This is a genomic window from Streptosporangium sp. CA-115845, assembly GCF_050943795.1.
Classification (GTDB): domain Bacteria; phylum Actinomycetota; class Actinomycetes; order Streptosporangiales; family Streptosporangiaceae; genus Streptosporangium.
In genome coordinates, this window is record NZ_CP191988.1 from 7568513 (window position 1) to 7583507 (window position 14995).

27 protein-coding genes and 1 tRNA gene are annotated in these 14995 nt (G+C 67.8%); 12 read left to right on the top strand and 16 right to left on the bottom strand.

The window, feature by feature from the left end; translation table 11 throughout:
- Nucleotides 1–80 precede the first annotated feature (80 nt).
- From ACQP0P_RS35995 to ACQP0P_RS36005, 3 genes are all read left to right on the top strand, one after another.
- A complete protein-coding gene (locus ACQP0P_RS35995; protein WP_433363895.1) occupies nt 81–977 on the top strand; it encodes a tyrosine-type recombinase/integrase in 897 nt (298 codons plus the stop codon).
- Between the two features lie 153 nt (nt 978–1130).
- On the top strand, nt 1131–1433 hold the full coding sequence (locus ACQP0P_RS36000; protein ID WP_433363898.1) for an HU family DNA-binding protein: 303 nt from the start codon (nt 1131–1133) through the stop codon (nt 1431–1433).
- Between the two features lie 2 nt (nt 1434–1435).
- The gene (locus ACQP0P_RS36005; RefSeq protein ID WP_433363901.1) at nt 1436–1729 is read left to right on the top strand and encodes a hypothetical protein; all 294 of its coding nucleotides are present in this window, start codon (nt 1436–1438) and stop codon (nt 1727–1729) included.
- A gap of 64 nt (nt 1730–1793) precedes the next feature.
- Here ACQP0P_RS36005 and ACQP0P_RS36010 read toward each other — a convergent pair whose 3' ends face one another.
- Entirely contained in the window at nt 1794–1949 is a 156-nt protein-coding gene (locus ACQP0P_RS36010) for a hypothetical protein (protein ID WP_433363904.1), read from the bottom strand.
- Between the two features lie 98 nt (nt 1950–2047).
- Between ACQP0P_RS36010 and ACQP0P_RS36015 the strand changes: the two genes are divergently transcribed.
- The 6 genes from ACQP0P_RS36015 (at nt 2048) to ACQP0P_RS36040 (ending at nt 5309) form a co-directional block, all read left to right on the top strand.
- Entirely contained in the window at nt 2048–2542 is a 495-nt protein-coding gene (locus ACQP0P_RS36015) for a helix-turn-helix domain-containing protein (protein WP_433363907.1), read from the top strand.
- Between the two features lie 9 nt (nt 2543–2551).
- The gene (locus ACQP0P_RS36020) at nt 2552–3139 is read left to right on the top strand and encodes a hypothetical protein (RefSeq protein ID WP_433363910.1); all 588 of its coding nucleotides are present in this window, start codon (nt 2552–2554) and stop codon (nt 3137–3139) included.
- A gap of 119 nt (nt 3140–3258) precedes the next feature.
- On the top strand, nt 3259–3597 hold the full coding sequence (locus tag ACQP0P_RS36025) for a hypothetical protein (RefSeq protein ID WP_433363913.1): 339 nt from the start codon (nt 3259–3261) through the stop codon (nt 3595–3597).
- Nucleotides 3598–3601: 4 nt separating this feature from the next.
- Complete coding sequence (locus ACQP0P_RS36030) at nt 3602–4096, top strand: hypothetical protein (protein ID WP_433363916.1); 495 nt, start codon at nt 3602–3604, stop codon at nt 4094–4096.
- A gap of 93 nt (nt 4097–4189) precedes the next feature.
- Nucleotides 4190–5170: a hypothetical protein gene (locus tag ACQP0P_RS36035; RefSeq protein ID WP_433363919.1), complete on the top strand. Its 981-nt coding sequence runs from the start codon at nt 4190–4192 to the stop codon at nt 5168–5170.
- 16 nt (nt 5171–5186) lie between these two features.
- Nucleotides 5187–5309, top strand: a complete 123-nt coding sequence (locus ACQP0P_RS36040; protein ID WP_433363922.1) for a hypothetical protein — start codon at nt 5187–5189, stop codon at nt 5307–5309.
- 135 nt (nt 5310–5444) lie between these two features.
- Here ACQP0P_RS36040 and ACQP0P_RS36045 read toward each other — a convergent pair whose 3' ends face one another.
- On the bottom strand, nt 5445–6746 hold the full coding sequence (locus ACQP0P_RS36045; RefSeq protein ID WP_433363925.1) for a hypothetical protein: 1302 nt from the start codon (nt 6744–6746) through the stop codon (nt 5445–5447).
- 161 nt (nt 6747–6907) lie between these two features.
- Here ACQP0P_RS36045 and ACQP0P_RS36050 point away from each other — a divergent pair, with 161 nt between their 5' ends.
- From ACQP0P_RS36050 to ACQP0P_RS36060, 3 genes are read left to right on the top strand one after another with little or no spacing between them, the layout of a single operon-like run.
- Entirely contained in the window at nt 6908–7378 is a 471-nt protein-coding gene (locus ACQP0P_RS36050; protein WP_433363928.1) for a glycine-rich domain-containing protein, read from the top strand.
- Nucleotides 7350–8222, top strand: coding sequence for a phosphotransferase family protein (locus ACQP0P_RS36055; RefSeq protein ID WP_433363931.1), 873 nt, complete (start codon nt 7350–7352; stop codon nt 8220–8222). Before ACQP0P_RS36050 ends, ACQP0P_RS36055 begins: the two co-directional genes overlap by 29 nt.
- On the top strand, nt 8198–8455 hold the full coding sequence (locus ACQP0P_RS36060; protein ID WP_433363934.1) for a helix-turn-helix transcriptional regulator: 258 nt from the start codon (nt 8198–8200) through the stop codon (nt 8453–8455). Before ACQP0P_RS36055 ends, ACQP0P_RS36060 begins: the two co-directional genes overlap by 25 nt.
- A gap of 63 nt (nt 8456–8518) precedes the next feature.
- On the opposite strand, the gene ACQP0P_RS36065 is transcribed toward ACQP0P_RS36060, so the two are convergent.
- The 14 genes from ACQP0P_RS36065 to ACQP0P_RS36130 form a co-directional block, all read right to left on the bottom strand.
- Nucleotides 8519–9079 (bottom strand): hypothetical protein, encoded by a 561-nt coding sequence (locus ACQP0P_RS36065; RefSeq protein ID WP_433363937.1) that lies wholly within the window; start codon nt 9077–9079, stop codon nt 8519–8521.
- A gap of 267 nt (nt 9080–9346) precedes the next feature.
- On the bottom strand, nt 9347–9640 hold the full coding sequence (locus ACQP0P_RS36070) for a hypothetical protein (protein WP_433363940.1): 294 nt from the start codon (nt 9638–9640) through the stop codon (nt 9347–9349).
- Entirely contained in the window at nt 9640–9765 is a 126-nt protein-coding gene (locus ACQP0P_RS36075; protein ID WP_433363943.1) for a hypothetical protein, read from the bottom strand. Before ACQP0P_RS36075 ends, ACQP0P_RS36070 begins: the two co-directional genes overlap by 1 nt.
- Entirely contained in the window at nt 9765–9887 is a 123-nt protein-coding gene (locus ACQP0P_RS36080; RefSeq protein WP_433363946.1) for a hypothetical protein, read from the bottom strand. Before ACQP0P_RS36080 ends, ACQP0P_RS36075 begins: the two co-directional genes overlap by 1 nt.
- Before the next feature lie 136 nt (nt 9888–10023).
- Nucleotides 10024–10131 (bottom strand) — tRNA-OTHER (locus tag ACQP0P_RS36085).
- 126 nt (nt 10132–10257) lie between these two features.
- Complete coding sequence (locus ACQP0P_RS36090) at nt 10258–10452, bottom strand: hypothetical protein (RefSeq protein WP_433363949.1); 195 nt, start codon at nt 10450–10452, stop codon at nt 10258–10260.
- Between the two features lie 66 nt (nt 10453–10518).
- Nucleotides 10519–10644, bottom strand: a complete 126-nt coding sequence (locus tag ACQP0P_RS36095) for a hypothetical protein (protein ID WP_433363952.1) — start codon at nt 10642–10644, stop codon at nt 10519–10521.
- Nucleotides 10645–10647: 3 nt separating this feature from the next.
- Nucleotides 10648–11382 (bottom strand): CHAP domain-containing protein, encoded by a 735-nt coding sequence (locus tag ACQP0P_RS36100; RefSeq protein WP_433363955.1) that lies wholly within the window; start codon nt 11380–11382, stop codon nt 10648–10650.
- Nucleotides 11379–11549, bottom strand: coding sequence for a hypothetical protein (locus ACQP0P_RS36105; RefSeq protein WP_433363958.1), 171 nt, complete (start codon nt 11547–11549; stop codon nt 11379–11381). The genes ACQP0P_RS36100 and ACQP0P_RS36105 overlap by 4 nt, the downstream gene beginning before the upstream one ends.
- The gene (locus tag ACQP0P_RS36110; RefSeq protein ID WP_433363961.1) at nt 11546–11938 is read right to left on the bottom strand and encodes a hypothetical protein; all 393 of its coding nucleotides are present in this window, start codon (nt 11936–11938) and stop codon (nt 11546–11548) included. Before ACQP0P_RS36110 ends, ACQP0P_RS36105 begins: the two co-directional genes overlap by 4 nt.
- A 125-nt stretch (nt 11939–12063) precedes the next feature.
- Nucleotides 12064–12477 carry a hypothetical protein gene (locus tag ACQP0P_RS36115; protein ID WP_433363964.1) on the bottom strand — a complete coding sequence of 138 codons (414 nt, stop codon included), beginning with the start codon at nt 12475–12477 and terminating at the stop codon, nt 12064–12066.
- Between the two features lie 83 nt (nt 12478–12560).
- Nucleotides 12561–12686 carry a hypothetical protein gene (locus ACQP0P_RS36120; RefSeq protein WP_433363967.1) on the bottom strand — a complete coding sequence of 42 codons (126 nt, stop codon included), beginning with the start codon at nt 12684–12686 and terminating at the stop codon, nt 12561–12563.
- Nucleotides 12687–12698: 12 nt separating this feature from the next.
- Nucleotides 12699–13106 (bottom strand): hypothetical protein, encoded by a 408-nt coding sequence (locus ACQP0P_RS36125; protein WP_433363970.1) that lies wholly within the window; start codon nt 13104–13106, stop codon nt 12699–12701.
- Between the two features lie 3 nt (nt 13107–13109).
- On the bottom strand, nt 13110–14969 hold the full coding sequence (locus ACQP0P_RS36130; protein WP_433363973.1) for a hypothetical protein: 1860 nt from the start codon (nt 14967–14969) through the stop codon (nt 13110–13112).
- Nucleotides 14970–14995 lie beyond the last annotated feature (26 nt).

The window sequence follows — 14995 nt, forward strand, 5'->3', positions numbered from 1 at the left end:
TTGGCCAGATCGTCGGCTCCGCCCTCACCCCGTCATCCCAGGGGGCGGAGCCGTTGTGGCGGCAGCAACTCCGCGGCGAGATGTCTCTGCTGGAGCCGTCGGTTCAGGAGCTGGTGTGGGCGTGGCTGATGCGCCAAAGGTCCCCGCACACCGGCGCCGCCTATGGCAGGGACCTCCGGGAGTGGCTGGCGTTCTGCAATCAGTTCGACCTCGACCCGCTGTCGGTGGATGTGGGCCACGGCGACGTGTACGCCCGCTCGCTCCAGGTGCGCGGCCTGTCCGCCCGGTCGGCTGCTCGGAAGCTCGCCGCGGTGTCGTCGTGGTACGGCTACCTCGTTCGCCGGCGGGTCATCAAGGCGAACGAGTTCGGCGGCGCGAACCGTCCGGAAACCAACCGGAAGGAGTCGAGCACGGTATCGCTGACAGAGTCCGAAGCGCGGGCGATGGTCTACGCCGCGGCGAACGACCACGGATGGCAGAGGCTACGGACGGCGGCGATCATCCCGTTCATGCTCTCGGTCGGCCCTCGGGTGGCCGAGGTGACGACGTTGACGCACGCCTCGCTCGGCTACGAGCACGGCATGCAGACGGTGAGGATCGTCGGCAAGGGTGAGAAGATCCGCACCCGGCAGATTCCGCCGGAGGCGATGGAGGTCTTGAGTGCTTACCTCGTCGGGCGCGGCTTCGCACAGGGTCCGTTGTTCGCGACCGCGGCCGGTCGGCCGATGCTCGCTGGAGACATCACTGATCTTGTGAAGCGGGTCGCTCGGCAAGCTGGGCTACATCGTCCCGAGCGTGTCACTCCGCACGCGCTTCGGCATACTTTCGCCACGCTGGCCATAGAGCGTGGTGCGTCCCTTGACGAGGTGTCCGAGGCTCTTGGTCACGAGTCGACGGATACGACCAAAATCTACGTTCACGCGCTGAGGCGTCTCGAAAATGACCCTTCGGTGAAGGTTGCGAAGGTCTTGTGGTGACTTCATCGATAACGCGGATTATGCGGGTGTCGCAGCGATCATGCTCCCGCGATCCCCCGAATCACGTTCGGCCACACAGTCTGCCCCACATATGCGATATTCACTGCAACTTCGCGAAAACATTGTTAACTCACCTCACGTGGGAGATAGATCGTGAATCGGAATCAGCTCATCGAGGCCATCACTACCGCGACCGGTGCGACGAAGAAGGCCGCCAGCGAAACGCTCGACGCCGCCCTCTCCGCGATCCAGTCTGCGGTGGCGTCCGGCGACAGGGTCAGCCTGCCGGGGTTCGGCACCTTCGAGAGGCAGCACAAGCCGGAGCGCGGCGCACGCAACCCGGGCACCGGCGAGCAGATCCGTGTCCCCGAGAACTGGGGGCCGAAGTTCAAGCCTGGCTCGGAGTTCAAGGAGGTCGTCAACGCGGGCGGCAAGCAGGCTGCGGCGGTCTCGTAGCCATGGGGTACGCGCGATACGAGGTTTACCGGAACGGCGAGAGGATCGAAGCCGGATACGCCGTCGAGGACACCTGCAACCGGGACGGATGCGAAGCGAAGATCGATCGCGGGCTCGGCTGCCTCTGCGGACACACCCCGGGCGGCGACGAGTTCGGGTGTGGGCACTACTTCTGCGAAGAGCACCTGTTCGTGAGCATGCGCGACGACGAGCCTCAGATGTGCGAGCCGTGTTTCGACGCAGCAGAGAAGCAGGCGGCCAAGGACGCGGAAGAGACCGCGGTCGCCCAGATCTGACCTTGTACGGTCTGGCGCCCCTGCCCTTCGGGGTGGGGGCGTTGCTGTGTCTTCCTGCGCACGATCACCCCGAGACGCGAGCATGGGCGGCATGGATCCTGAGCTCGGCGCCGCCCTCGCCGCCTTGACCCGTCTTGACCGGGACGCCGCGCTGGCGCGGCTCCACCTCGCCGCAGGCGGGACCGAGGAAGAAGCCGCGGTGATCAGGCGGGGTGAGCACAGGCAGAGCGATCCTGGCGATGGCGCCAATGGCAGACTCATTACCTAACCCAAGCGTGCATCTTGACGATGCGCATCGTGACAATGCATACTTGGGTTATGGACACCACCGCAGCCGCCACCCAGGCCGGCGTCACCGTCGCCACCATCCGCACCTGGTGCCGCAAAGGCGTCATCGCCGCCATCAAGCTCGGCGGCCGGTGGGTCATCGAAGCCGCATCCCTCTCCCGCCGCATCGTCCTGGGAGCCAAGACCGTGACCATCACCGCCATCAGCCGCGACGAGTTCGAAGCCGCTGTCGCCAAGCTCGGCATCCGCCACCCCTTCAAGGACGCCCGCTGCATCGCCGAGTACCGCACCTATGAGGCCACCGGCTCGTACTCCGCTGACACCGAGTACGACCGCCTCATGGTCGCCAGGGGCAAGGCGCTCCACGAGGCCGGATGGACGCCGCCGCAGCCCCGCCCACAGCAGGGACACCGAGGCGACTTCGCCCACCGCGAGATGACCGCGCTGACCGGCCTGTTCTCCCGCGCCTCCGCCGACGAGTGCCACTACTGCGGCCTCGACCCCCGCATCTGCGACTGCATCTAGGACACCCCCATGGCCACCGTGAAAATCAAAATCCGCACAGCCCGCACCCAGGACGGCAAGCGCGTCATCGCCCCCTACGACGAGGTGGACCTGGATGAGCTGTCGCCTCGTGCCCGCGCGCTCGCCGAGGCCATCTCACACTGCGCTGCCGCCGTCGCGGACACGATTCGTCTGCGCTCCGACAAGCGCATCCGCGACACCCAGCTGAACTGGGAGCACTACTTCACCCCCGAGCAGGCCGATCAGCCCCTCACGATGGACTGGGCGCGCTGGGACAAGTACCCCGCCGACTCCCCGATGTCCGCCGTCGAGTGGCTGGAGCGGCAGGCGGCAAAGATCCCGCCCGGCTGGCGGATCGTCGGCGCCACCCGCTCCAGCCTAGGCGGGGAACCGCTCGTGCAGGTGGAGGACTCCAGCACACTGATGACCGCCGAGCAGGTCGCCGCCTACCTGGCCACCCACGGCCGACACATGACCGCCGCGTCGTGGCGATCCAAAGCGCACCCGTCCAAGCGGCTGGCCCCTCCCCCCACGGATCGGGTGGGGCGTACCCCGCTGTGGGAACAGGTCGACGTGGACGCCTGGCTGAACCGATAGCCACACCGCGAGAGCCCCCGCTACGGCGGGGGCTTGGCTGTTCCTGGGGCCCCAACCTTTCTCGCCCGGCAGTCAGCAAACCCCTAGACAGAAAACCTTAAGGTCCTTAAGGTTTAACTATGACGCTTTCGAAGAAGCTCCGAAGCGGCCAAACCGCCGCTATCACCCGCACTCCCCGACGGGAGGGCTACCTGGTGAAAATCGACGGCCAGCCGTTCGGTGGCATCGGCCAGCTGGTCAAGCTGGCCAACCCCTCTGGGGGCGCCACGTACGGCATCAAGTGCGAGGGCGAAGACGCCGTCATCGGCCTCACCACCCTGGAGGCCAACCGCCTCAGCAACACCCCGGCGCCCCGGCGCGGACACGGCGGCTGCCAGGGCTGCGGAGGCCCCCTCAACCCACACGGCGACGCCCCCGGGCTCCAAGCCGTAAACGGCCACTGCTACGACTGCCGGTGAACAGGTGAACATCGGAGAGATCGGCATCGAGGCTGCACGGGCCAAGATCGGCCCGATTGCGGACAACGCTCAATTCGGACGGGAAGTCACCTACCTCACCCGCCACGGCAAGCACATCGCCGCCGTCGTCCCCCTCAACGTCCTAACCCACCTGACCAGGCTCCGCGCCACGGAACACCTGATCAGCAGGGGCATCCCGGTGAACTTCCAGCACGACCCCACCCGGACATTCCCAGAACCAGTGATCCGCATCTACGTCAAGGGGGAGACGCTCTCCTGGGGGGATGCCGGCCGGGTCGTCATGGAGGCCGCGCTGCCGACCAACTCCACCCCCTCCGACATTCAAGCGGCCCAGGATCTCCTGGGCCGCGCCGTAGAAGTTCTCACCGAGGGAGGGTTTGAGCTTGTCGAGGACCATCGCACCTCGGACAAGCTGAGCGGTCTCACGTACGACAACATCCGTTACCGCCTGACCCCGCTCGGCTTCGTCCATCTGTAGTAAGTGGAAGCAGGATCCTCATCGCCCCTCCGAGGGGTCCCACGGTCAGCCCCGCCCGGGGCAGGCCGCACACAACCCCCCAAGGAGGGGACCATGATCTACACCTACGCAGCCCTGGACCTCCGCCGTACCCCGGAAGCGGCAACCGCGAATGACGCGATCCTGGCCGGGCCGGTGCTCGGCGTGGAGGTCACCATCCCCGCGCTGGCTGCCCGGTGCAGCCTCGGCAACATCGACCCCCAGCACCTCGGCGGGGACGCGACCACGGCGGCGATCGAGGCGGCGCTGACGTGGCCGATCCCGCCGGGTGGCACCTGCCTGGTCACCGTCCGCCCGGACGCTGACGCGCTCGGAGCCATGGCCATCCTCACCCTCCGAGAGGAGGCTGTGACCGGGTACGGCGACAGCCTCATCGACACCGCGTACACCCTCGCCGACGGCCGCGCCGTTCAGGGCGGCCCCGGCCTGCTGGAGCGGGCCAAGCTCATCGCCGACGCCGACAAGGAGGCCACCGGGCCGTGGCCGGGCCCCCGCCCGATCGAGGGCGCGGAGAGCCTGCTGCGGGAGACCACCGCCCTGGAGGCCATGTGCATGGACCACCGACTGCCCCTCCGTGACAGGGTGCTCCGGATGCGGAACTGGCTCCTGTGTGGGCAGTTCACCGGCCAGGACGACTACCGGGCGCGGGCGCTCGCGGAAGCAGAGACGGCGCTGGCCGACCTGCGGGTGCAGGTGTGGGGCGAGATCGCGACCGTCACCGGCGCGCACCGGCTGGCCATGAGCATCGGCTACCGGCACGCCCCCGTCGTCGTCGCCACCAACCCGGCGTTCTCCTTCGCCGGGGGCGAGCCGCACCGCAAGCACACCGTGGCCCGCTGGAACAGCAGCACCCTGCCACACCTGGACTGGGCAGCTCTGGCCGCCCAGCTCAACAAGGAGGACCCCGCCGCGACCGAAGCATCCGGGTGGGGTGGTTCCACCAGCATCATCGGCTCCCCCCAGGGAGTCGCATCCGGCCTGTCCACCGCCAACATCACCGGGGCCGTGCAGGCCGCCGTACTCCTCGGCCTCTAACAAGAGAGGGAAGACCATGAGCGAGCCCTACCCGACCTGCCCGACGTGCTGGAACCCGGGCGAGAAGACCAGCCAGGACGGGCCGTTGGTGCGGTGCATCAATGGCCACGAGTGGGCCCCGGAGCTCCTGCCCCGGTAGCCACCCCATGTGAGAGCCCCCGCCCCGACACAGGGCGGGGGCTCTCGGTATGCCGGCCGAGTATGGGATGTAACCCGTGGGACTCCTGAGACGTCTCATGATCGTGTCCCGGCTCCGGCGAGGGGAGTCGGGGCCTCAACGCAGCAGGCCGGCCGCCAACGCGTCAGCCTCCGCGACGTGCGCGTCAGATCGGTACCCCTGCCATCCCTGACGTAGCTGCCGCAGCTCCCCGCGGACCCGCGCTGACACGACCCCCTCCAGGTCCTGCCGCAACCCCAGCACAGCCGTAGCGGCCCGTTCAGGATCCCCGGCCTGTAGGTGCGCCCCGGCACACCTCAGACCAACCACAGCGCGGGTACGCCGCTCTGCTGGCCTGCGGGTCTGCATGGAGGCCGCGTAGTGCGTCGCCGCGGTGACGTGGTCGCCGAGCGCGGTGAGAGCGAGCCCGGTCTGGTGCTCCAGGCTTTCGCGCCGGTAGTTGCCGACCAACTCGGAGTCCGGCATCGAGTCGACGCGCTCCAACTGCGCCTCTGTCTGACGGAGCAGCGCCAGCGCATCCCACCGGTCCGCGACCCCAGCGTGCGCTTCGGCCTGCATCCCGGTCACCCACGCCACCGTCCGCCCTGGAGCCTTGCCGCCGAGCGCGGACGCCGCCCCATCCGCCAACGCCAGCGCTTCACGGTTGTGGCCGAGCTCTCGCGCCTGGACTGCCATGGACCGCAGCGAGGTGGCGCGCAGCACCCGATCCCCCGCCTCGTCCGCGAGCCGCACCGTCTGCACGTAGTAGCGCAGCGCGAGCCCTTGGACGCCGGCGTCCATCGCCATGTACGCCGCCAGGTACGTCAGCTCCGCGGCAGCCCGAAACAGCTCCGGCCTGGCCCTGCCCGCGGTGCCGTGCAGCAGCGGGGCGACGTCATGCACCAGGTAGGCGGCGGCTGCCCGCCGGGCGTGGCCGCCGCCGTACAGGTCGTCAAGGTCGGCGAAATGCCGAGTGGTGTCACGGATGCGCTCCACGTCTCCAGGGCCGCCTCGGCGCGCTGACGCGCGGGCTGGGCTCATCGGCGGAGGGACCGCGAGTCCGGCCAAAGAGAACGCTCCTGCGGTCAGCATCGTTCGGCGATTCAGCATGTCGTCCTCCCCGAGGGCCATCAGCCGGGCGACCACGTCTCCTTGCCACGGATCATCCGTCGCACCAGGCGCCGAGGCAACGCCGGGCCAGCCGAGATCCGCGGCGGTCAACTCCGGCCGGTGCAGGCTGCGGCGGAATGCCTCCACTGCGGCGCTTATACCCTCCGGGCGGGGAGTCGTCCCGGTCAGCCAGTGGCCGACCGTGGAGTGGTCGTAATACAGCGGGGTGCCGGCTTCCGCGGCGACGGCGTTGACGCGTTGCGCGGTCTCGGCGCGGGTCCATCCTGCCTGGTCAATCGCTGTAGCCAAGGCTGGATTCACGACCGGACGTGATCGTTTAGGGGCCATGTGGGGACCATTCACATCGGTTCACATCGGTGGAGCCTCGACGTTCCTCTCTGACCGGAGGAACGTCAAGGAGTAGCAGCCCTTAACACAGGGTTAGGGCTCCAACCTCCCCGGAGGACTCCGTGACCGTCATCCTCGACCGGCCCGCCACCACCCCCCGCACCCTCATCACCCCCGACCTGTTCGACCGGCTCACCGCGCGGATCGCAGTCGACCACCCCGAGCACGCCCACCAGGCCGACGTCATCATGGAGCAGGCGCTCGCCTTCTTGGCCACCTGCGCCGCCAACCCGGGCGCCGGCCTGGGCCCGTCCGACACCGTCGACATCGGCTGGCACACGTTCATCCTCTACACCCGCGAGTACGCCGAGTTCTGCCAGCGTGCCGCGGGCCGGTTCATCCACCACGCCCCCGACGACAACCCCGACGACTCCGGGACGGGGACCGGTCTCGCGGCTACCATCGAGGCGATGGAAGCGGCCGGCTACCGGGTCGACCCGATGGTGTGGCCGACCGCCGCCGAGTGCAGCAGCGGCAAGTGCAACCAGTGCTATGCGGGGTGCAGTGACAGTCCGAAGAAGGCAGTGGGCTGACCTGCCACTATCTGCCCGTGCCGCGATTGAGGAGCGGACCGGCCCGGTCGTCAACATCCGATCGGCCGAGGCCGGGCTGACCTCCGGCGTCGCCGCGACCATTACCGCAGAGGGGGCTGTCTTCTTCGTGAAGGCGGCCCCCGCTGCTGCACCGGTCGCCGGGCACCTGTTGCGTGAGCGCGCCGCCAACCAGGCGCTCCCCGCGGACATCCCCGCGCCCCGCCTGCTGTGGGCTGGCGATGTCGCCGACTGGCACCTCCTGCTCTTCGAGCACGCGCCTGGCCGGGAAGCTGACCTGGCGCCCGGCTCCTTAGACGTCCCCGCCGTGATGGACGCGGTCGCCGCCATCTCCGTGCCGTGCCCATGGCCCAGCGCACCGTCGGTGACAGTCAAGGCCGCCGCCCTGCGACGGGAGGCGGAGGTGTTCCTCGCGGACTCCCCCGGCTACGGCGACTACGAGCCGCTCGTCAAAGCCCTCAACCTGGACGAACTCGACGGGGCATCCCTGCTTCACGCTGACTTGCACGCGGGAAACCTGCTCGTCGACGGAGACCGGTGCCGAGTCGTCGACTGGTCGATGGCCTGCCAGGGGTCCGCCTGGGTGGACGTGGCCCTGCTGGTTCCCCGCCTGGTCGACGCCGGACACACACCCGCCGAGGCAGAGCAGAAGGCCGCCCGGGTGCCCGCGTGGAGCTCGGCCCCCGGTGACGCGGTGACCGCGCTGGCCGCGACCCGCGCCCTGTTCGCCGCACGCATGGCCTTGGTCGGGCCGGAGCATCTGCAGAGCAAACGGCGGCGGATGTCCGCGGCCTGCCGGGCGTGGGTGGAGTACCGCACCAGCTGACCGCTGGCATCCTCGCCTCCCTCGCCGAGGCCAACGTCGAGCTCGGCGGCCAGATGCTCGACACCGAGGAGGTCGCTGAGCGCGCGAAGATCGCCACCACTACCCTCACCAGCTACGTCGCGCGCAAGCAGGCCCCGGAGCCCGACATTGGCGAGGGAACCCGCAAGCCGCGGTGGCACGAGACCACTGTGACCGCGTGGCTCCTCACCCGGCGGGCACTGCCCGAGCGGTAGCCATACAACGCAAAAGAGCGCCGCCCCCATCTGGGGGCGGCGCTCTCATGTGTGCGGTGCGAGCTACGGGGCCTGCGTCGGAGTCGGCTGCGGGGTGGAGGTAGACGTCGGGGTGGCGGTCGGAGTCGGCGCCGGGTTGGGGACGCCGAGCTTGCACTTCAGCCTCGGGTAGCCCTTCACCGAGCCGTCCCACTTGCACAGGGACTGGACGCCGTTGATGTCGAGGACGAACGGCCCGTCGAGGCCCTGGCCGTCCTTGCCATCCGTTCCGTCCTTGCCGGGCTCTCCCGGGGCGCCAGCCGGGCCACGGAGCCCACGCGGACCCTGAGTGCCGATGCCGGGCTCACCCTTCGGCCCCTGCGGGCCGGCGGGGCCGCGCTCTCCCTGCGGGCCAGGGCCAGCGACGGTGGTCTGTCCCTGAGCGCCCCACGACGTTTTGTACTCCGTGGTGCGGCACTTCGCGCCGGCGTTGACGATGCGCACGTAGCGGGTCTTGGTGTTGACGCAGGCGTGCACCTCGCCGTCAGCGGAGGTGGTCTGTGCGGCGGAGGCGGTGGTGATGCTGGTCAAGCCGACCGCGAGCACAGCGGTCGCGAGGATCGCGGCGGGAGTCTTGAAGCGCATGCGGGAACTCCAGGAGAGAGGGGAGGGAAAGCCGTGGCGCGGCACCACCAGAGTGGCAGGCGGGAACGATCCACGTAGGCAAATGCGGGCATTTACGGAAAAGAGATAAGCCGCGTAATCCTGGACGCGACGAAAAGCGCCCGCCGTCCGTGAGGAGGCGGGCGCTTCGTGTGTGGAGCCCCGACCGGGCATGGCCGCGCGTCCGGGGCTCCAACACCAGTATGGCGTGCGACGTTGAGTAGTTCGATTCGCTGGCGCGCGGCCTGCTCAAACTCCGGAGGCCGGAGCATGGCAGGCGAAGGTGCACACGTCGGACCCGCTGACCAAACAGTCGCCGTTGCAGCCATGACGGCAGTCGGAGAGGTCCTCCATCGGGTGAGGCAGCAGGATCGTCGGGCGAAGCTCGCGGGCGAACTCGCGCTGCTCTACCCGCTTCCGCCACCGGGTGTCCGTGCCGCCGCCGGAGCAGTCAGGGCCGTCCACCCTGCGGGTTCTTCGCCACCCCTCACGCATCCCAGGGCAGCAACCTGGAGCCTGGTAGCGGCCAAGCATGCGGGCCATCACCACTCCCCTGTCTGCTCGAACAGCCACAGGCGTGCACAGTCACGAGCATCGGCCAGCTCCTCGATGGCCCACACCATGGTCAGCCATTCGGCGATGGCCTGCTCTTCTCGACCGTCGGCCATCACGTCTCCGCGTCGTCGGCGCCCTCGGGCAGCGGAGGTAGGTGGATCTCCCAGACGAGATCCAGCCCGGCATCCAGCATGGTCCGCCGCAGCTCCGACAGGCGCGGGTCCTGCTTGCTCACGCTGACCTCCCAACTCCCAGTTGCTGCTATTTCGCGCCAGGCTGGTAGTTGGGGGCGCCGCAAGGCGCTTGGCGGGTCGTCCAGCTCTGGTACATCGGCATCACGCCAGCCGGTCGGGAACCCCGGCGCCCCCACGTGCTCTCGGCCGGATTCGAACCGGCGTTTCCGCTAGGGGGGCCATTGCCTTACGGCGGGCCTCGATCCCTACTCCTAGCGGTGTCCTAGGCCACTGGACGACGAGAGCACCCCGCCGATGTACCACCCAGAGGCGGGTGCCACGGCGTCCCGTGGCAGAGGCGGGCACCTGCCAGTCCCGGAGGACGACAGGAAGCAAAAAGCCGAGCACTCCCGGGTGCCCGACCCGGACAGCCTACCGCTGCGACACGTCCGACTGCTTGGCGTTGGGCACCACGTAGGTGATACCGAGCGCTCCGAGGACAGCCAGCGCGGTCGTCACCCACTCGCCCTGCACGATGACGCCGTCAGCCATGGCCTGAGCGAGCGCTCCGGTACCGGCTGCCAGCGCGGCGACGATGGCCTTAGCGAAGCTACCTACATTGATCATTCGCCCCTCCTTGGGGGATGCCCGCCAGGGGCGGCGGGAGGAATGGTGCCACTTCTCAGTGACGGATCAGTTGGACTCGTCAACGAGTCCAGGGATCGGCCCGTCGTCCTCGTCGGGCTCGGCGGGCAGGTCCGGCCACAGCACGGACACCCGGGCGAGGTACGGCCACACCAGAGCGTGGATGACGTCCACGACTCACACGCCGAGCAGCGCCGGCCAGGTCTCCCCGGGGCCGACCTCGCCGTCCTTCGTGAGGCCCTTGTCGCCCTGCATCCGCTTGACCTCAGCTACGATCTGCGGCGAGTACACGGTCGAGTCGTAGACCTTCTCGTCCAGGTCCTTGGCGTAGCCGCGCGCCTTCAGCAGGAAGAAGATCGTCTTGACGTGGTTGCCCTTCGCGCCAGGTTTGACCAGCGGCAGCTTTCCCACCATGACCTCCGTTGGATCCTTCTCGACCTTCTTGGCGTAGCGCGGGTTCCAAAACCCTGCGGTGACGTCCGGACCTCTCACGCGCCGCTTGCAGGCGTTACCCGTGTTCGCCTCGATCGTCTGCACCCGACCATCGCCCAAGTTCACCTCGACGATGCCGACGTGGTCGATCGCACTGATGCGGTCAGATCCCCCCCAGTCGAAAAAGATGACCGCTCCGGGCTCGGCGTACTTGCGGATGTTCATGGCCGTGCCCGCGTACCAGAGCCCCAGCCGGTCGCCGTCCTCGGCGTGCCACACCGTGTAGGCACGGTCTCCGGCAGGTAGCACCGGGCCATCGTTGCCGGAGTCACGCGCCCACTTAGTGACCGCCTGCTGACACCAAGGCGCCAGCAGGAACACGACGCCATGGCGGCCGGAGTAGTCCCTCGTGACAGCGTTCGGCCGGCCCGCCATGCCGAGGGACTTGCGCGCCTCGGCGAGCATCTTCGCCGCAGTCACTCCGTCACCTCCCCACCCTCGTGGCCGGGGCCTTCGTAGATGCCGGTCTCCTCGTTCAGGACGTAGCCGAGCGACTCCAGGACGGCACCCTCGTCAGGCTCGGTCGGCCCCCAGTCGCGGGTATCGACACCCTCGGCGACGAGCTCAGCCTCGGTCTTCTCCGTCACGGTGAACCTCCTCGGTGAACGATGTGCTCATCGGGCTGCAACCCGGCGGTGAGGATCTGCTGACGCAGCTGAGCGATGAGGCGCTCCATCTGCTCGATACGGGCGCTCATCGCCCGCATGTCTCGCTGCGCCTGGTCGAGCTGGTCACGCACCTCGCGGGACAAGGTCCGCTCGGTCATCAGCTTTTCTGAGATCTTGTCGAGCTGCTCTTGTGTCCGCTCGTACTGGTTGCGGACCCGCTCCAGTTCCTCACGCAACTCAGTGATGGCGTGGTCGTAAATCTCTTTCGCCCGGGAGAACGCCTCTGACTCGACTCTCGCGCGTTCCGAAGCAGCAGCCTGTTCCGCTACCCGCTCCGCAGACTCCGCGGTCACCTTGTTCGCTTTCACCGACGCCCTACCTGCAAGGACGCCTGTGACTACTGCGCTGATCAACGCCACTACCGCTACCGTGATAGCGACAGTGTCCCCTGGAGCCCATTCCGCAGGCTCGACCAGATGCAGCAGGACCGTGTTCAGGGGACACCACCAGTAGGAGTAGAAGGAATGACCAGTTCTGGCCGTTCAGGAACTTTCGCGATCACATGGACAACCCGGGCGAAAACCAGCCAGATCGCAACCGACCACCATGCCTGCGGCACACCCCACACCCACGCCGCAACATGGGTAAGAGCCCAGCCGACCTTCAGCGTGCTGGCCGCGGCGAACGCAAACCGATCTGACGCCATGAACGCCTGCACCAGGCACAACACGCCGCCCACACCCCAGATCGCGCCCCACACCGGCAGCGGCAGCACGATCGCGAGGAACTGCGTCGTCGTCGAAGCCAGCGTCTCGGCTGTCGGGAACGACAGCCGGTAGCACTGGACGAGGTCAATCAACGCCAGGGCGAGAAGGAACTCGCCGCGGATGCCGACGCGATGTCGCATGCGGCACAGCCACGCGGGGCGCCCCATCAGGCGACTCCAGGATGAATGAGCACAGCGAAGCCTTCCTGCGGAGGGCGAGAGGATCAGGAGACGATGCCCTTGGCGCGGAGCGCGTCCAGCAGGCTGTTGAACTTGTCGCGCATCTCAGCGGCATCACGTCGTAGCTGCTCGGAGCGGTCGTCGTCTTCGAAGGCCAAAGTGGTCCGCACGAGCCGCTCCGATCAGGTGAGGAGGATGCCCGCCGCACGCAAGCTGTTGATCAGCGCGTTGAGCTGAGCCCGTACTTCCCGCACGTCGTTGTACAGGTTGTTGTACTGGGTGGCGTTCGGAGCACCGCCGATCGGGCCCGACACCATGTTCGCGGCGATATCCACAGGCTGTGCTCGCAGCGGCGGGATCGGCACCAAGTCATACTCAGTGCCGTTCGCTGCAAGCGCCGTGGGCCGATTGCTCTTCGCGAAGTAGTGGACGCCGCTCGCCGGCGCATCCGGGGAGGCCCGGTTGGGCATGATCAGGCCTGCGGATGCTTGCGTGATCGGTGGCCGCTGCTGGCCGCTACCGAACAGCTGGGATAGCTGTTTCCGCATGTCAGCGATATCGGCGAGGATGTCATCTGGGTATTCAGGCACGAGCTACGCCTCCTCGGCCTCTTCGAAAACAAGGGTGCATTCCTCTTGGCCGCTCCCCTTGCTCGGCGGCTTGAAGGCCATGCCGACGACTCGCCATGACTTAGCGAAGCTCGCGACGCCGTTAACGATGGGCCACCACGGGTTGACCAGCATGATCGTCACCCAGTCGCCGAGATTGCCCGGCCCGAAACTGGTGTTCGGCGGAAGACGTACGGTCGCCTGGTGCACCCGAACCGTGCCCGCCCGGTGCGCTGCCCACCAGGCGGCGTAGCCGTTCAAAGCGTCTCGATCCGATACCCCAGAGCGGTCTGCGGTGACATCGATGCCTGGCCAGCCCGCATCGATGTGTGCTTGTGCGAGAGCGACGATGGACGCCAGCGGTTCGCTGGTCGTGGATGCGTCGTCATTGACGCTCTCCCCGCGGACCTGGAACGTGGTACCGCCGCGGAGCGCGTCAATGTCCTCGGACCAGGACAAGACGTTGCCGGGCTCCATGAACTTATGGTTCGCAGCCTCGGAGCCGATCGTCGGAGAGCCCCACACCCAGTACCGGGTGCGGGTGCCGTCGCCGTTATCGACGACCTGGATGCACCATTCGAAGCCGTGCTCGTTGGTGGCGAGCTGGGCAAGGCGCTCCCCGTACGTGCTGGCCTCCGAAGCGAGGTAGGCCGCGGTGCTGGTGACGCTGGACGTCCCGCCCTGCAGCACTAGGCCGATGTTGTAGCGCGCCTTCGACTGCATGGAGTTGAGCAGGTTGCGGGCTATATCGATTTGGTCGATGCCCTCGTACGGGCCGAGATCGTCGCGGATCTTGACCTGTGCGAGGTAAGACTCCAGCGACGCCCCCTCGATCCGCACCTCGATAGGAGAGCTGCGCCCTGACCGGGATACTGAGGCCCGCCAGATGACATAGCTTCCCCATACGACCCCGTTGCGGTAGACGTGGACGATCACCCTGCCCGGCCCCGTAGAGAGGTCATCAGGGTGCCGGGGGACGATGCGGGCGACCTTCGCAGCCGTCACCTCGTCGGTGACCTTCATGCTGGCAGAGAACGTGCCGGCCTCGATGATCCGCCGGTCATAGGACACGTCGTACAGGTCGAGGTCTTTGCAGACCAGGCGATCTGTGAGGAGATCACAGAACTCGTAGGTGTAGTGGACAACCTGCTCGCCCGACGGGATCGCGGGGATCGTCGGAGGCGGCGACGTCGGAGGCGGCGGCTCACCACCAGGCCCGCCCGCCGAGGGCGGCACCAGGATGGTGAGGCCGTTCCAGACGTTCAAGCCCAGTGAGGACAGGAACTCTGCTCCGCCGACCGGCGCGTTACTGGTCAGTGTCCGCTCGACCAGCGCACCTGTTGCGTGAGTGCGGGACTGCAGCTCAGCAACCTCGTCATACCCGGCAGGAGTAATCCAGTTGATGTGCGTTGAGGCGAACCGGACACCGGCCGCCCACCGTAATTCCAGGCATCCAATCGCTGGCGGCGTCGCCGCCGGCGTCTGGATGAAAATGGTCTGTGAGGAGCGGCTGATGGTCTTAACGACCACGCCGGATCCGGCGCCGCTGATGGCCAGCATGACGGCGACGCCGTCAGCCGCCCCGCCCTGGCTGATCGTGTACGTCGATGGCTCGTTGGCTGCGACCCGCTGCCAGACCTTCGTGCCAGCCCAATTACCTGATGACCCGCCTGCGGTCTCGACGAGTGTCCATCCGCCAGAGACCTGCATGTCGCTTTGAGAGCCGTTGTCCGCTGAGTGGATCAGCAGCAGCAGGTCGCCGTTGACGGCGAGGAGAGGGCGGCTGATGAGTGTTGACGGCCCGTCCCATGCGCGTTCGGATACGGAGCGGATCTCGGGTGCCATGCCGGCCCCCCTTCGGGTGGGTCGAC

Coding starts and splice junctions, on each gene's coding strand:
- ACQP0P_RS35995 (WP_433363895.1), top strand. CDS start 81: ATGTCTCTGCTGGAGCCGTCGGTTCAGGAGCTGGTGTGGGCGTGGCTG.
- ACQP0P_RS36005 (WP_433363901.1), top strand. CDS start 1,436: ATGGGGTACGCGCGATACGAGGTTTACCGGAACGGCGAGAGGATCGAA.
- ACQP0P_RS36015 (WP_433363907.1), top strand. CDS start 2,048: ATGGACACCACCGCAGCCGCCACCCAGGCCGGCGTCACCGTCGCCACC.
- ACQP0P_RS36020 (WP_433363910.1), top strand. CDS start 2,552: ATGGCCACCGTGAAAATCAAAATCCGCACAGCCCGCACCCAGGACGGC.
- ACQP0P_RS36025 (WP_433363913.1), top strand. CDS start 3,259: ATGACGCTTTCGAAGAAGCTCCGAAGCGGCCAAACCGCCGCTATCACC.
- ACQP0P_RS36035 (WP_433363919.1), top strand. CDS start 4,190: ATGATCTACACCTACGCAGCCCTGGACCTCCGCCGTACCCCGGAAGCG.
- ACQP0P_RS36040 (WP_433363922.1), top strand. CDS start 5,187: ATGAGCGAGCCCTACCCGACCTGCCCGACGTGCTGGAACCCGGGCGAG.
- ACQP0P_RS36065 (WP_433363937.1), bottom strand. CDS start 9,079: ATGCGCTTCAAGACTCCCGCCGCGATCCTCGCGACCGCTGTGCTCGCG.
- ACQP0P_RS36070 (WP_433363940.1), bottom strand. CDS start 9,640: ATGGCCCGCATGCTTGGCCGCTACCAGGCTCCAGGTTGCTGCCCTGGG.
- ACQP0P_RS36075 (WP_433363943.1), bottom strand. CDS start 9,765: ATGGCCGACGGTCGAGAAGAGCAGGCCATCGCCGAATGGCTGACCATG.
- ACQP0P_RS36090 (WP_433363949.1), bottom strand. CDS start 10,452: ATGATCAATGTAGGTAGCTTCGCTAAGGCCATCGTCGCCGCGCTGGCA.
- ACQP0P_RS36115 (WP_433363964.1), bottom strand. CDS start 12,477: ATGCGACATCGCGTCGGCATCCGCGGCGAGTTCCTTCTCGCCCTGGCG.
- ACQP0P_RS36130 (WP_433363973.1), bottom strand. CDS start 14,969: ATGGCACCCGAGATCCGCTCCGTATCCGAACGCGCATGGGACGGGCCG.